Source organism: Pseudomonas sp. B21_DOA (genome assembly GCA_030544685.1).
In the GTDB taxonomy this organism is placed as follows: domain Bacteria; phylum Pseudomonadota; class Gammaproteobacteria; order Pseudomonadales; family Pseudomonadaceae; genus Aquipseudomonas; species Aquipseudomonas fluorescens_AO.
In genome coordinates this window covers 477,936-493,068 of record CP086683.1, presented here as the reverse complement: position 1 = coordinate 493,068, position 15,133 = coordinate 477,936, and the positions used below count along the sequence as shown (strand labels likewise).

Annotated in this window: 9 protein-coding genes and 2 pseudogenes; 3 read left to right on the top strand and 8 right to left on the bottom strand. The window is 60.7% G+C overall.

Annotation, left to right across the window (positions count from 1 at the left end; all coding sequences use genetic code 11):
• Positions 1–79: 79 nt before the first annotated feature.
• From betA to betI, 3 genes and pseudogenes are all read right to left on the bottom strand, one after another.
• The gene (gene betA, locus LJU32_02340; protein WKV89314.1) at positions 80–1,783 is read right to left on the bottom strand and encodes a choline dehydrogenase; all 1,704 of its coding nucleotides are present in this window, start codon (positions 1,781–1,783) and stop codon (positions 80–82) included.
• Between the two features lie 148 nt (positions 1,784–1,931).
• Entirely contained in the window at positions 1,932–3,404 is a 1,473-nt protein-coding gene (gene betB / locus LJU32_02335; GenBank protein WKV89313.1) for a betaine-aldehyde dehydrogenase, read from the bottom strand.
• A gap of 88 nt (positions 3,405–3,492) precedes the next feature.
• Positions 3,493–4,085: pseudogene (gene betI / locus LJU32_02330) on the bottom strand (transcriptional regulator BetI).
• Positions 4,086–4,571: 486 nt separating this feature from the next.
• On the opposite strand from betI, the gene LJU32_02325 reads away from it, so the two are divergent.
• Positions 4,572–6,512: a BCCT family transporter gene (locus tag LJU32_02325; protein ID WKV91021.1), complete on the top strand. Its 1,941-nt coding sequence runs from the start codon at positions 4,572–4,574 to the stop codon at positions 6,510–6,512.
• A 250-nt stretch (positions 6,513–6,762) separates the two neighbouring features.
• Here the strand turns inward: LJU32_02325 and choV are convergent, their stop codons facing one another.
• The 3 genes from choV to LJU32_02310 form a co-directional block, all read right to left on the bottom strand.
• Positions 6,763–7,941 (bottom strand): choline ABC transporter ATP-binding protein, encoded by a 1,179-nt coding sequence (gene choV / locus LJU32_02320; GenBank protein WKV89312.1) that lies wholly within the window; start codon positions 7,939–7,941, stop codon positions 6,763–6,765.
• A complete protein-coding gene (choW, locus tag LJU32_02315) occupies positions 7,938–8,783 on the bottom strand; it encodes a choline ABC transporter permease subunit (protein ID WKV89311.1) in 846 nt (281 codons plus the stop codon). The genes choV and choW overlap by 4 nt, the downstream gene beginning before the upstream one ends.
• A gap of 77 nt (positions 8,784–8,860) precedes the next feature.
• Positions 8,861–9,808 (bottom strand): choline ABC transporter substrate-binding protein, encoded by a 948-nt coding sequence (locus LJU32_02310; GenBank protein ID WKV89310.1) that lies wholly within the window; start codon positions 9,806–9,808, stop codon positions 8,861–8,863.
• A gap of 433 nt (positions 9,809–10,241) precedes the next feature.
• Between LJU32_02310 and LJU32_02305 the strand changes: the two are divergent.
• Together LJU32_02305 and LJU32_02300 are read left to right on the top strand one after the other, a co-directional pair.
• A pseudogene (locus LJU32_02305) lies at positions 10,242–11,617 on the top strand (L-serine ammonia-lyase).
• Positions 11,618–12,209: 592 nt separating this feature from the next.
• A complete protein-coding gene (locus tag LJU32_02300; protein ID WKV89309.1) occupies positions 12,210–13,313 on the top strand; it encodes a GlxA family transcriptional regulator in 1,104 nt (367 codons plus the stop codon).
• A gap of 73 nt (positions 13,314–13,386) precedes the next feature.
• Here the strand turns inward: LJU32_02300 and LJU32_02295 are convergent, their stop codons facing one another.
• Positions 13,387–13,650, bottom strand: a complete 264-nt coding sequence (locus tag LJU32_02295) for a hypothetical protein (protein ID WKV89308.1) — start codon at positions 13,648–13,650, stop codon at positions 13,387–13,389.
• Between the two features lie 317 nt (positions 13,651–13,967).
• Positions 13,968–15,131: a gamma-butyrobetaine dioxygenase gene (locus LJU32_02290; protein ID WKV89307.1), complete on the bottom strand. Its 1,164-nt coding sequence runs from the start codon at positions 15,129–15,131 to the stop codon at positions 13,968–13,970.
• Between the last annotated feature and the right edge of the window lie 2 nt (positions 15,132–15,133).

Genomic DNA, 15,133 nt, shown 5'->3' with positions numbered 1-15,133 from the left:
CGTCCGCCTTGGGACGCGGAGCGTCCCGAGATGCATTCCCACGCGGAGCGTGGGAACGATCAGGGGAAGGTACTACGACTTACTGAGCAACCGGGGTGATATCCCGCATCGGCTTGCCCTTCACCGGCGCGCCGTTCGCGACGTAATAAGCAGCATTACTGCGCGGCAGCGGCTTGCGGCCGCGGATCTTGTCGGCGATTTTCTCGGCCATCATGATCGTCGGCGCGTTGAGGTTGCCGGTGGTGATGATCGGCATGATCGAAGCATCAACCACGCGCAGGTTCTGCATGCCGTGCACACGACCCTCGCCATCGACCACGGCCATCTCGTCGGTGCCCATCTTGCACGAGCAGGACGGGTGGAACGCGGTTTCGGCGTGCTCGCGGATGAACTTGTCCAGTTGCTCATCGGTTTGCACGTCGATGCCCGGGCTGATTTCCCGGCCACGGAATGCGTCCAGTGCCGGCTGCTGCATGATTTCACGGGTCAGGCGGATGCCGTCGCGGAATTCCTGCCAGTCCTGCTCAGTGGCCATGTAGTTGAACAGGATGCTCGGGTGCTGGCGCGGGTCCTTGGATTTGACCTGGATGCGGCCACGGCTCGGCGAACGCATGGAGCCCATGTGCGCCTGGAAACCGTGCTCTTTCACGCCGTTGCTGCCGTTGTAGTTAATCGCCACTGGCAGGAAGTGGTACTGGATGTTCGGCCATTCGAATTCCGGACGCGAACGGATGAAACCGCCGGCCTCGAACTGGTTGCTGGCGCCGATGCCGGTGCCGTTGAACAGCCACTCGGCACCGATGGCCGGCTGGTTGTACCAGAGCAGCGACGGGTACAGCGAGACCGGTTGGGTGCAGGCGTATTGCAGGTACAGCTCGAGGTGATCCTGCAGGTTTTCACCGACGCCTGGCAGGTCGTGAACCACCGGGATGTCGAGGCTTTCCAGCAGTTTCGCCGGGCCGACACCGGAGCGCTGCAGAATCTGCGGCGACGCGATGGCACCGGAGCACAGCAGGACCTCCTTGCGCGCCTTGGCTTCCACACGTTCTTCAGCGTCACCAATCAGGTAACGCACGCCGACCGCACGCTTGCCTTCAAACAGAATCTTGTCGGTCAGGGCGTGAGTGACGATGGTCAGGGTCGAACGCTTCTTGGCGATGTCGAGGTAGCCACGGGCGGTGGAAGCACGACGGCCGTTCGGCGTCACGGTGCGGTCCATCGGGCCGAAGCCTTCCTGCTGATAACCGTTGAGGTCTTCGGTGCGCGGGTAACCGGCCTGGACGCCGGCTTCAACCATGGCGTGGAAAAGCGGGTTGTTGCCGGCTTTCGGCGTGGTCACGCTGACCGGGCCGTCGCCACCGTGGTAGTCGTTCGGGCCGATGTCACGGGTTTCGGCTTTGCGGAAGTACGGCAGGCAATCGAGGTACGACCAGTCTTCCAGGCCCGGCAGTTTCGCCCAGCCGTCATAGTCCATGGCGTTGCCACGGATGTAGCACATGCCGTTGATCAGCGACGAACCACCAAGGCCCTTGCCGCGACCGCATTCCATCCGGCGGCCGTCCATGTGTGGCTCCGGATCGGTTTCGTAGGCCCAGTTGTAGCGACGCCCCTGCAGCGGGAACGCCAGTGCGGCGGGCATCTGGGTGCGGAAGTCGAGGCGGTAATCCGGGCCGCCCGCTTCGAGCAGCAGAACGGTTACGCCTTCGTCTTCAGTCAGACGGGTCGCAAGTGTGTTACCTGCAGAACCGGCGCCGATGATGATGTAGTCGTATTCTTGAGTCATAAATTCTCCTGCGGGAGCTACAAGCCACTAGCTTCAAGCTGCAAGAAAAAGCAGCGAGCTGTGGCTTCGAAATCGGGGAGGCCGGCAAGCCCAAACTGCTTTTACTTGCAGCTTGAAACTTGCCGCTTGCAGCTGATCAGCTAGCTGATCAGAACACCGAGACGTAATCGCCCAGCTCGACCTGTACCGATTTGATGCGGGTGAAGTTGTTCAGCGAGCTGATCCCGTTCTCACGGCCCACGCCCGACTGCTTGTAGCCGCCGACCGGCATTTTCGCGTCGGACTCGCCCCAGGCGTTGATCCAGCAGATACCGGCTTCCAGTTGATGGATCACGCGGTGCGCGCGGTTCAGGTCTTTGGTGACGATACCGGCGGCCAGGCCGAAGTCGGTGTCGTTGGCGCGGCGGATCACTTCTTCTTCAGTTTCATAGGAAAGGATCGCCATGACCGGGCCGAAGATTTCTTCGCGCACGATGGTCATGTCATCGGTGCAGTCGGTGAACACGGTCGGCGCAACGAACGCGCCTTTGGCGAATTCGCCGTCCGTCAGTCGACCGCCGCCGCACAGCACGCGTGCGCCTTCTTCTTTACCCTTGGCGATGTAAGCCAACACGCTTTCCATGTGCGGGAAGCTGACCAGCGGGCCGAAGTTGGTGTTTTCGTCTTCCGGGTTGCCAACGCGGATGCGGGCAACGCGCTCAACGATCTTGGCTTCAAAAGCGACTTTCAGGTGCGCCGGTACGAACACGCGAGTGCCGTTGGTGCAGACCTGACCGGAGCTGTAGAAGTTGGCCATCATCGCGGTGTCGGCGGCGCGATCGAGGTCGGCGTCGTCGCAGATGATCAGCGGCGACTTGCCGCCCAGTTCCATGGTCACGTCTTTCAGCGACGAAGCCGAAGCGCTGGCCATGACTTTCTTGCCGGTGTCGGTGCCGCCGGTGAAGGAGATTTTCTCGATGCGCGGGTGCTCGGTCAGCCAGGTGCCGACTTCACGGCCGCTGCCGGTCAGCACGTTGAACACGCCGCTCGGTACGCCGGCTTCGGTGTAGATCTCGGCCAGTTTCAGGGTGGTCAGCGAGGTGACTTCGCTTGGCTTGAAGATCATCGCGTTACCGGCCGCCAGGGCTGGAGCGGATTTCCACAGGGCGATCTGGATCGGGTAGTTCCACGCGCCGATACCGGCGACTACGCCCAGCGGTTCGCGACGGGTGTAAACGAACGAGGTGTCACGCAGCGGGATCTGCTCGCCTTCGATGGCGGGCACCAGGCCTGCGTAGTATTCCAGCACGTCAGCGCCGGTGACGATGTCGACGTACTTGGTTTCGGAGAAGGATTTGCCGGTGTCCAGGGTTTCCAGCGCGGCCAGCTCATCGTTGCGCTCGCGCAGGATGTCGACGGCGCGGCGCAGGATGCGCGAACGCTCCATGGCGGTCATCGCGGCCCAGATTTTCTGGCCCTTTTCGGCGCTGACCACAGCGCGCTCGACGTCGTCTTTGGTCGCACGTTGCACCAGTGCGAGGACTTCACCGTTCGCCGGGTTGATGGCTTCGAAGGTGGCGTCGCTGCCGGCGTCGGTGTACGCGCCATCGATGTAGAGTTTTTGCAGTTCGAAACGGGCCATAGTGTCCTCGCAAGTGCATTGGTGGTTGGCGTTGACCACCGCGATGACGCTGCGGTGGAGTTCAGGGGCCGAGCATTTTCTGTGTGCTCTAGCTCACCTTCTTGGCCAATTGGAAATCCATGTATTCGTAAGCGATCTGTTGCGCCTGCGCCGTGTCGAAAGCGTCTCCCGACAGCGCGCCGCGCAACCACAAACCGTCGATCAAAGCTGCCAGGCCTCGGGCGGCATTGCGCGCATCTTCGAGCGGCAGCACGCGGCGGAACTGGCAGCACAGGTTGGAATACAGACGGTGATCGTTGATCCGCTGCAACCTGTGCAAAGACGGCTGGTGCATGCTGGTGGCCCAGAAGGCCAGCCAGGTTTTCATTGCCGGGCCATTGACTTGGCTGGCGTCGAAGTTGCCTTCGATGATCACCTGCAGATGCGCCCGTGGGCTGTCATCTGCCAGCGCCTGACGGCGCGCGGTGACGCTCTCGCTGAGGGCGGTCATCAGGTACCGCATCGTGGCGGCGATCAGGCCGTTCTTGTCCTGAAAGTAATGACTGATGATGCCATTCGAGACACCGGCCAAACGGGCGATCAGCGCAATGCTGGCGTCCCCATTCCGACCTGATCGACCGCTTGCAAAGTGGCTTCGATCAATTGTTGGCGGCGGATGGGTTGCATACCGACCTTGGGCATCTTGCACATCTCCTTAGGCCTTCCGAGGGGCGAATGACGCCGATCGGATTGAGGGCCAGTCTATTTTGTTTTGATTGAACGTTCAATCAACAAAGAATAAGATCTGCGACAATTCGTCGCTGCCTACAGAAAATTCCTACGCGTAATGACGATAAAAACCGACACCTGAAACGGCTCGAAACCTGCGTGGGGCATGGCGCGGTTCGCGACTCGAAGGACGTGTTGAAAGGGCAAGACGCTCGGGGCCAGGTTTCGGATGAACGTCCGTCGCCTCTGGCCCCGAAAGCGAATACGCAACGCCATTTCGGCAGGTTCGGGCTTTTTTCGGAGTGTCTTTATATCACCCGCCGGTCGGCTGCCAACTAACCGATTGGTCGGGTTCCGTGATGCCTTGTGTTCTTCTCTCGCACTGCCTGGAGCATTTGTGCCATGAGTTCTGCCTCGCTAATAAAGACCCCGCCCGAGAAGGTGACGGTCAACGGTTGGGTGTTCTACACCTCGACCGCGCTGATTCTGTTGTTGACCGCCATTCTGATCATCGCCCCGCAAGAGGCCGGCAGAATGTTGGGCATGGCCCAGGCCTGGCTGTCGCGCAGCTTCGGCTGGTACTACATGGTAGTGATCGCCGCCTACCTGGTGTTTGTGGTCGGTCTGGCGTTTTCCTCGTACGGCAAACTCAAACTGGGCAGCAAGGACGACACCCCGGATTTCAGTTATGGCGCCTGGGCGGGGATGCTGTTCTCGTCGGGCATCGGCATTTCGCTGTTGTACTTCGGCGCGTCCGAGCCGCTGGATCACTACTTCAATCCGCCGGAAGGCACGTCGGCCAGCAATCTGGCGGCGCGGCAGGCGGTGCAACTGACTTTCCTGCACTGGGGCCTGCACGGCTGGGCGATTTACGCTTTGGTCGGTCTGGCCGTGGCGTATTTTGCCTATCGGCATAACCAGCCACTGGCGCTGCGTTCGGCGCTGTATCCACTGGTCGGCGAGCGTTGGGTCAAAGGCGCGGCCGGGCACGCGGTAGACGGCTTCGGCATGTTCGTGACCCTGCTGGGTCTGGTGACCAACCTGGGGATCGGCTCGCTGCAAGTGTCATCCGGGCTGGAAAACCTGTTCGGCATGGAGCACAGCAACACCAACCTGCTGATCGTCATCATCGTCATGAGCACCGTGGCGACCATCGCTGCCGTGTCGGGTGTGGAAAACGGCATCCGTCGTCTGTCCAACCTGAACATCGTGCTGTTCAGCGGTCTGCTGATTTTCGTCCTGCTGTTCGGCCCGACTTTGCACCTGCTCAACGGCTTCGTGCAGAACATCGGTGACTACCTCAACGGCGTGGTGCTGAAGACTTTCGACCTGTACGTCTATGAAGGCGACAGCGCCAAGTCTGATCGCTGGCTGGGTCTGTGGACTCTGTTCTACTGGGCGTGGTGGATTTCCTGGGCGCCATTCGTGGGCATGTTCATCGCGCGGATTTCCCGTGGCCGCAGCGTGCGTGAGCTGGTCGCCGGCGTGCTGCTGATTCCGCTGGGCTTCACTCTGGCGTGGCTGTCGATCTTCGGCAACTCGGCGCTGGATCTGGTGATGAACCAGGGCGCGGTGGAGCTGGGCAAGACAGCGCTAGAGCAGCCGTCGATGGCGATCTATCAGTTGCTTGAGCATTACCCGGCGTCGAAAGTCGTCATCGGGGTGTCGATCTTTGTCGGCTTCGTGCTGTTCCTGACCCCGGCCGACTCCGGCGCGGTGATGATGGCGAATCTTTCCTGCAAGGGCGGCAACGTCGATGAAGACGCGCCGCACTGGCTGCGGATCTTCTGGTCGGTGGTGATCACCCTGGTGACCATCGGCCTGCTGTTCGCCGGCAACTTCGAAGCCATGCAGACCATGGTCGTGCTGGCCGGCCTGCCGTTTTCGGTGGTGCTGATCTGCTTCATGTTCGGCCTGCACAAGGCGATGCGCCAAGACGTGCAGATCGAACAGGAGCAAGCGCAACTGGCCGAGCGCGGACGCCGTGGTTTCAGCGAGCGCTTGACGCAACTGGATCTGCAGCCGAGCCAATCGGTGGTGCAGCGCTTCATGGACAAACACGTCACCCCGGCGCTGGAAGATGCAGCGGCGCAATTGCGCAATCAGGGCATTGAAGTGCAAACGCTGTTGGGGAAGGCCAAGCGCTGCATGGGTGTGCGGGTCGAGATGGAAGAGGGCAACCCTTTCGTTTACGAAGTGAGCCTGGATGGTTATCTGGCGACCCCGACCGAATCGGCGCAATCGGATGAAGCGCGTCAGCGTTATTACCGCGCTGAGGTGTATCTGCACAATGGCAGTCAGGATTATGACTTGATGGGCTTTACGCCGGAGCAGATTACCCGGGATGTGCTCGATCAGTTTGAAAGCCATCGGCAGCTCCTTGGCCGGGTGTATAGCTAAACCTTGAGATTCAGCGGTGCAGTCAGCTGCACCGCTGAACCATTGTGGCGAGGGATTTATCCCCGTTGGGCTGCGAAGCAGCCCTGAAACCGTCAAACGCGGTTTTACTCAATTACCGCGATTGACGACTTGGGGCCGCTTCGCGCCCCATCGGGGATAAATCCCTCGCCACAAGTTCTCTGTTTGCAGTTGAATATCTGTACGAACAAAAACGCCGCGATAGTCTCGCGGCGTTTTCGTTTCTGCGGGTTTACCCCAGATTCTTGCCCAACAACGCGTGATACAACTCGCTGTCGCCGAGAATCCCCACCACATGATTGTTATCGTGCAGCACCAGCTTGTTGCCGGTCTGATATCGGATCTGCAGCGCGTCACGCATGCCGATGTTCGAGTCCACCAGCGTCGGTTTGCGCTCCAGGCCTTCCACTGCTTGCCCCGGTGCCCAGTTCTGCAGGTTCAGCACCGAGCCGTTCTGGCGTGCGCCTTTGATGGTGTTGCCTTCGGCCAGGTCCAGCCACGAGTCGCCGCCAGGATCCAGGCATACCGAGCCGTTGATGCGTTTGCACTTGTCCAGCGTGCGCATCAGGCTGCGGCCGCAGAGTACGTTGAGTGGATTGGTGTGGGCGACGAAGGTCCGCACATAGTCGTCCGCCGGGTTGAGGACGATTTCTTCCGGCACGCTGTACTGGATGATCCGACCGTCCTTCATGATCGCGATGCGGCTACCCAGTTTGAGCGCTTCATCGAGGTCGTGGCTGACGAACACGATGGTCTTGCTCAGCTTGCGTTGCAGCTCCAGCAGTTCATCCTGCAGGCCTTGGCGGATCAGCGGGTCGAGAGCCGAGAACGGTTCGTCCATCAGCAGAATGTCGGCGTCCATGGCCAGCGCGCGGGCGAGGCCGACGCGCTGCTGCATGCCGCCGGAGAGTTCGTCCGGCTTCTTGTTGCGCCATTGGGTCAGGCCGACCAGTTCGAGTTTCTCGTCGACCAGTTTCTTGCGTTCCTTCTCCGGTCGACCCTGCATTTCCAGACCGAAACTGATGTTCTCGCGCACTGTCAGCCAAGGCATCAAGGCGAACTTCTGGAAAACCATGGCAATGCGCTTGGTGCGCATCATCTTCAGCTCGGCGGGCGTGCAGGACGCGATGTCGATCTGACGGTTTTCATGCTCGACGAACAGCTTGCCGCGGCTCACCGTGTTGAGGCCGTTGATGCAGCGCAGCAGGCTCGACTTGCCCGAGCCGGAGAGGCCCATCAGCACGCAGATCTCGCCTTTGTTGATGTCCAGCGTGGCTTTTTCCACGCCGACGATCTGACCGGTCTTCTTCAGGATCTCGTTGCGGGTCATGCCCTGATCGAGCAGCTTGAGTGCCTCGCGCGGGTCTTTGGAGAAGATTACGTCAACGTCTTCGAAGCGAATTATGCTCATGCGTCACCCCCTACTTTGGCGTCGGGTTGTTTGCAGATACGGTCGAGCATGATCGCCAGCAGTACGATTGCCAGGCCTGCTTCGAAGCCCAGCGCAATATCAGCAGTGTTCAGTGCGTTGACCACCGGTTTGCCGAGTCCGTCGGCGCCGACCAGTGCCGCGATCACCACCATCGAGAGCGACAGCATGATGCACTGGGTGATGCCGGCCGCGATGCTCGGCATGGCGTGCGGCAGTTCGATCCTTGAGAGCAATTGGCGACGCGAGCAGCCGAAGGCCTTGCCGGCGTCCATCAGTTCTTGCGGGACATCACGGATGCCCAGGTAGGTCAGGCGGATCGGCGCCGCGATGGCGAACACCACCGTGGAGATCAGGCCCGGAACCACACCCAGCCCGAAGAGGGTCAGGGTAGGAATGAGGTAAACGAAGGTCGGTACGGTCTGCATCAGATCGAGCACCGGCCGCATCATGGTGTAGAACATCGGTTTGTGCGCGGCGACGATGCCCAGCGGCACGCCGATCAACACGCAGACCAGGGTGGCGAACAGCACCTGGGCGAGGGTTTCCATGGTTTCCTGCCAGTACCCCAGGTTGAGGATCAGCAGGAACGAGGCGACCACGAACGCGGTCAGGCCCCACTTGCGTTGAATCAGATGGGCAATGATGGCAATCAGGCCAATCAGCACCAACGGGTTGAACCAGGTCAGCGCAAACGTCACGCCGTGGATCATCGTTTCCAGTGTCACGGCGATTGCGTCGAAAGTGTTGGCGCCGTGTTGCGTCAACCATTCGACGAAGCCCGCGATGTACTGGCCTAAAGGTATTTTCTGATCAATCAGCATGGTAGTGAACGTCCGCATGCAAGGAAATTAACAGCCCGGGCAGGCACGCCTGCCCGGCATAAGCGGTGCCTTTCAAATCAAGGCGCGAGCTTGGCTTTCACGGCCTCCAGGCCTGGTTTACCGTCAATGGTGGTCACGCCAGCGAGCCAGGTATCGAGCACCTGTGGATTCTTTTTCAGCCAGGCCTTGGCGGCCGCGTCAGGCTTCATCTTGTCGTCGAGGATGTTGCCCATCAGTTCACTTTCCATGTCGACGGTGAACTCCAGGTTTTTCAACAGCTGACCGACGTTGCTGCATTCTTCGGCGTAACCCTTGCGGGTGTTGGTCGCCACGGTGGCTGCGCCGAAATCGGGGCCGAAGAAGTCGTCGCCGCCGGTCAGGTATTGAATCTTGAAGCGCTTGTTCATCGGATGCGGTGCCCAGCCGAGGAAGACCACGGCGGTGTCGCGCTTCTGCGCCCGGTCGACTTGCGAGAGCATGCCGGCCTCGGAAGATTCGACGATCTTGAAGCCTGCGGTCTTCAGGCCGAAGGCGTCCTTGTCGATCATGCTCTGGATCAGCCGGTTGCCGTCGTTGCCCGGCTCGATGCCGTAGATCTTGCCGTCGAGCTCTTTCTTGAATTTGGCGATGTCGGCGAAGTCATGCAGGCCTTTGTCGTACAGGGCTTGCGGCACGGCGAGGGTGTACTTGGCGCCCTTGAGGTTGGTGCGCACGGTGTCGACAGTGCCGGCATCGCGATACGGCTTGATGTCGTTCTCCATGGTCGGCATCCAGTTACCGAGAAACACGTCCATGTTCTTGCCGTCGGCCAGCGACTTGTAGGTCACGGGCACGGAGATCATGGTGGTTTTGGTTTTGTAGCCGAGGGCGTTGAGAACAACAGAAGTGGTGGCGGTGGTCGCGGTGATGTCGGTCCAGCCGACATCGGAGAAGTTAACGAGGCTGCACTGTGCCGGTTCTGCGGCTTGCGCCAGTAACGGCAGACTCAGCAGGGCGGCCAACAACAACGACGGGGAACCTTTCATGGATGGACTCCTTGGTGTTTTTTTGGCAGTGTTCCGACTGTGGACCACCGCACTTATGGGTTGCGGTTGGTGGCGTTCTGACGACAGCTCTACCGCAGCGCCTTGCAATCGAGTCATCCCGATCATGTACCAGTGAAAATCTGACGCCTACAGGGAGGGTCGTATCCAGTACAGGGATGGTCGCTTCCAGTGTCGGTGACGTCGCTTACAGCTTTTTCCGCCCCCGATGACCTGCTCAACGGCACAAAAACGGCGTATTTGCGGGGCGAAAACGTAACGACGCTGCTGGACATGACTGCGTCGGTGTCAGACGCCGAGCGCGCCGACAAAAGCCCGATGATGCCGGCATTCGGCGGATCGCAGCTTGAGCGTAGCAGCTCCGCCAGCGGGCGCTTTTGCCGCCCGGACCGGTATTCTCAGGAGCTTCGCAGCAATGGCTATCAGCGTTTTCGACCTGTTCAAAATCGGCATCGGCCCTTCCAGTTCCCACACCGTCGGGCCGATGCGCGCCGCCGCATTGTTCGTCGAGTCGCTGCGCGGCAAGCACCAGCTGGAACAGGTGCGGCGCATCGAGGTGCAGTTGTTCGGATCGCTTTCCGCCACCGGCATCGGTCACGGCAGCGACAACGCGGTGATCATGGGCCTGATGGGCGAGTGGCCGGACGCAATCGACCCGGCGCAGATCGGCCCGCGCATTCAGGCGCTGCGTGAAACCCATACGCTTTTATTGGATGGTCGCCTGTCGGTGCCGTTTGTGTGGGCGCGGGACATGCGCCTGATCGATGAAAACCTGCCATTCCATCCCAACGCCATGACGCTGGTGGCCGAAGGTGAGTTCGCTGAGCTGCACCGTGACACCTACTATTCGGTCGGCGGCGGATTCGTTGTTGATGAGGCGCAAGCGTCCAGTGGTGTGGTCGATCTGGATCGCACCGAATTGCCTTACGACTTCTCCAGTGCGGTCGAGCTGCTGCAGTTGTGCAAAACGCACAACCTGCGCGTTGCCGAACTGATGATGGCCAACGAAAGGGTCTGGCGCAGCGAAGAAGAGATCCGTGCCGGACTGATGAAACTGTGGCGGGCGATGCAGGATTGCGTCGAGCAGGGCCTCAAGCACGAAGGCATTCTGCCCGGCGGCTTGAACGTGCGGCGTCGTGCGGCGAAGTTGCACCGCAGCCTGCAAGAGCTGAACAAACCGAACGTCATCGGCTCGACCCTGAGCGCGATGGAGTGGGTCAACCTGTTCGCCCTGGCCGTCAATGAAGAGAATGCCGCCGGCGGGCGCATGGTTACCGCGCCGACCAACGGCGCGGCGGGGATCATCCCGGCGGTGCTGCACTATTTCATGAAGTTCAGCGAAGCGGTCACCGACGCCAATGTCGTTGACTATTTCCTCGGCGCGGCGGCAGTCGGCATTCTGTGCAAGAAGAACGCTTCGATCTCTGGTGCGGAGGTCGGTTGTCAGGGCGAGGTCGGTTCGGCCTGCGCCATGGCGGCGGCAGGGCTGGCGGAGATTCTCGGCGCCACCCTGAACAATTGTGCAACGCAGCGGAAATCGGCCTGGAGCACAACCTGGGCCTGACCTGCGACCCGGTCGGTGGCCTGGTGCAGGTGCCGTGCATCGAGCGCAATGCAATCGCGGCAGTGAAAGCCATCAACGCGGCGCAAATGGCTCTGCGTGGCGACGGTCAGCACTTCATCTCGCTGGACCGGGTGATCCGCACCATGCGTGATACCGGCGCCGATATGCATGACAAATATAAGGAAACTTCGCGCGGTGGATTGGCGGTCAGTGCGGTTGAGTGCTGACCGTTAACCCGTGGCGAGGGATTTATCCCCGCTGGGCTGCGAAGCAGTCCCAAATCCTGCAATCGAGTTTTGCCTGACACACTTTGGTGAATGGATTTACGACTGCTGCGCAGCCGATCGGGGATAAATCCCTCGCCACAGGTTGATCTGGCAGAGTGGAGTGCCAGACCAGTCAAAACTGCTCAACAAACGAACATCCCGATCCAGCCACGCCACCTTTTGGCGCGTCGCAATCAGACAAGCCTCACTGTCAGTCGTGACTCGTCAGTCGTTACCTGACCGTCCGTCGCTCGCGCTTGCGGTGACACTCTGTGCAAATCCTCTGCAGGCCAGTTCCCACAAGTGCTACCGATCTGCTCACAGGCTGCGCGGCAGGGCTCTGGCGGCGCCTGATGGCAATGCGAAATGGCATGTTCCGAGGTCTCGTATAGACGCGTCGCGAGGTCGTTTTCAGGAGTTATTGAATGGCCGTCCAATTTCAGGCACGGCAATTGCTCTGTCATAACAACGCCTGCTTCCCTCGTGTGAACGCCGGCAATAACAAGAGCCTCCGCCTGAGGCCATCACCCGCTTTGTGTGAGGAGATACCGCGATGACGTCGTTCAACTCCGGGGCCCAACCCCAGAACCGTGCGCCTCAATCCATCGGCTTTCTGCTGCTGGACAATTTCACGCTGATTTCCCTGGCGTCCGCCGTTGAGCCACTGCGCATGGCCAACCAGTTGTCCGGTCGCGAGCTGTATCGCTGGAGCACCCTCACCGTCGATGGTGGCCAGGTCTGGGCCAGTGACGGTCTGCAGATCACTCCCGACGCCTCCATGCACAAAGCCCCGCAACTGGACACCGTTATTGTCTGCGGCGGGATCGGCATTCAACGCACCGTGACCCGTGAACACGTCTCGTGGCTGCAAAGCCAGGCGCGCCAGTCCAAGCGTCTTGGCGCGGTGTGCACCGGCAGTTGGGCGTTGGCCTGCGCCGGTCTGCTCGATGGCTTCGATTGCAGCGTGCACTGGGAATGTCTGGCGGCGATGCAGGAAGCCTTCCCGCGGGTGGCCATGAGCACACGCTTGTTCACCCTCGACCGTAACCGCTTCACCAGCTCTGGCGGCACCGCGCCGCTGGACATGATGCTGCACCTGATCAGCCGCGACCACGGTCGGGAACTGTCGGCAGCGATCTCGGAAATGTTCGTCTACGAGCGCATCCGCAACGAACAGGATCACCAGCGCGTGCCGCTCAAGCACATGCTCGGCACCAACCAGCCGAAGTTGCAGGAAATCGTCGCGCTGATGGAAGCCAATCTGGAAGAGCCGATCGATCTGGATGAACTGGCGGTGTATGTCGCGGTGTCGCGTCGACAGCTGGAGCGGTTGTTCCAGAAATACCTGCACTGCTCGCCGTCACGCTACTACCTGAAGCTGCGGCTGATCCGCGCCCGGCAACTGCTCAAGCAGACGCCGATGTCGATCATCGAAGTGGCGTCGGTGTGTGGTTTCGTCTCCACGCCGCACTTCTCCAAGTGCTACCGCGAGTACTTCGGCATCCCGCCGCGTGACGAGCGCGTCGGCTCCAACACCACCCAGCAGGTAGCGATGTTGCCGCTGCCGCAGGCGATCGTGATGTCGCCGCTCTCGGGGCCGATGTCAGCGCTGAGTCAGGCGCGCAATGAGTCGACATTTGCCAGCGTAAGGCTGTAGACCGAGTTCGATCGTTCCCACGCAGAGCGTGGGAACGATCAGGTAGGCGCGAGCCTGCTCGCGAAGGGGTTTCTCAGGCGCTGTGGGACTGCTGGTAATCCGAAAGGGCCGGCAACAACTGTTTATCGATCGCCTGGCGCACCGCCGGCTGAATGCTGGCGCCGCTGGTGTACATGTCCTTGACCATCTTGCGCAGTTCAAACGCGCGAACGTTATCCAGGCCACGCACCGCACACTCGCAGGCCTGCTCGGCGGTGGTACCGCTCGGCACCTGAATACCCAAGGCCTTGAGCTGGCCCAACAGATCTTCCTGGTCGATCAAATCGGCGTACATCATCACGCAAATCCTTCTGTGGCAACGGAGGTCTTGGCTCGATTCTGGTGGCCCCGACCGGACCCGGCAAGGGCGTTTTGTCGCAGTGGCCGGGACGACTATGAACAGGTCGTTTTCGGCTAACCGACTGGATTGTCGACTAGGCACACTGGCGCCAGCTCGCTTCACGAAGGTTTGGTCACCCTCGCCTGGCAGCTCCTCAACAGTACCCTCCTCAGCTCCGATCCTGTCACGGCTTGATCGGAGTTTTTTTGCCTGTGAATCTGGGTTGGGATGTTGATCGAGCTGACGCCATCGCTGGCAAGCCAGCTCCCACAGATCTACCTCTGCAACACCAGAATCCGCGACAACAGCTCATCCCGGTCGACATAGCAGCCCTGGAAATGCCGCGCCCCGGTGGCTGGATCAAAGGCATTGCGCGCATGCAGCGTGCGGCGGTTGTCAAAGCACCACAATTCGCCCGGGTTGAGCCGCTGCACCAGCCGAAACCGCGGCTCGCGGGTCATCGCAATGAAGCGCCGATAGGCTCGATACAGCAACGGCATCTGCGCCACCGACGTATCGAACGCCCCGCGCAGAAAGTTGGCCATGCGAATCTCCGCCACCCGGCCCGGCGCATCCACAGCAATGATCGGCGCCAGGCAGCGATAGTCGCTGTGCCGGTCCTTGTTGCGAAATTCCACGGGTATTTCACACAGGGCCTCAAACAGCTGCGGCTCCTCCTGACGCAAGGCGTCGGCGATCGCAAAACCATCGACGAAAATACTCTCGCCGCCCTCGGCCTCATTCACCAGGCAATGCAGAAATTGCAGCCCCGGTTGCAGCTCGCGAGTCGGCAAATCCGTGTGCAATGGCAGGTTGAAGGCGGTGTAGGCGTTGCTGTCGGCGTCGGCTTTGGATTGCACATTGAACAGCACGCCAAAATTGCTTTCGCGGATGAAGGAAATCCGTTGCGCGATGAGTTTCAGCGAGCCCGGCTCGGTGGGCGCGCCGCGCACTTGGGTCAGGCCGATGTCGCGCACGGCGAGCAACCATTGCAGCAGCGCGGCGTTGTCGTTCATCAGTGCGGTGTAGTCGAACACCGGCAACTGCAGATCGCTGGACCACAAACGGGGCTGCGGTTTGCCGACCAGGCGTTCGGCGCGGGATTCGTCGTCATAGGCATGAGCGCGCAACCAGTCCGGGTCGAAGCGGCTGAGGTGACCATCCTGCCAGTCGATGCGCAGGCAGCCGTCGGTGTCGATGCGCGTGGCGTGCGGTTGCAAGTCCTCGGCGGCATCGACGCTCTCGAAGACCTGTTCGCGGGTGACGCTATAGACGCAGCGATCACACGGGCAATTGTCGCGCAGCCATACGTGGTGAAACGGGCTGATACGACCGTCAGCCCACTCAATGACAACGCGATCCGCCAGACCCTGCACGCCTCGCAGCGCGCTGATCAACGGATAAGTACGAAAATCGGCAACAGCGACGGCGGTGTGCATGG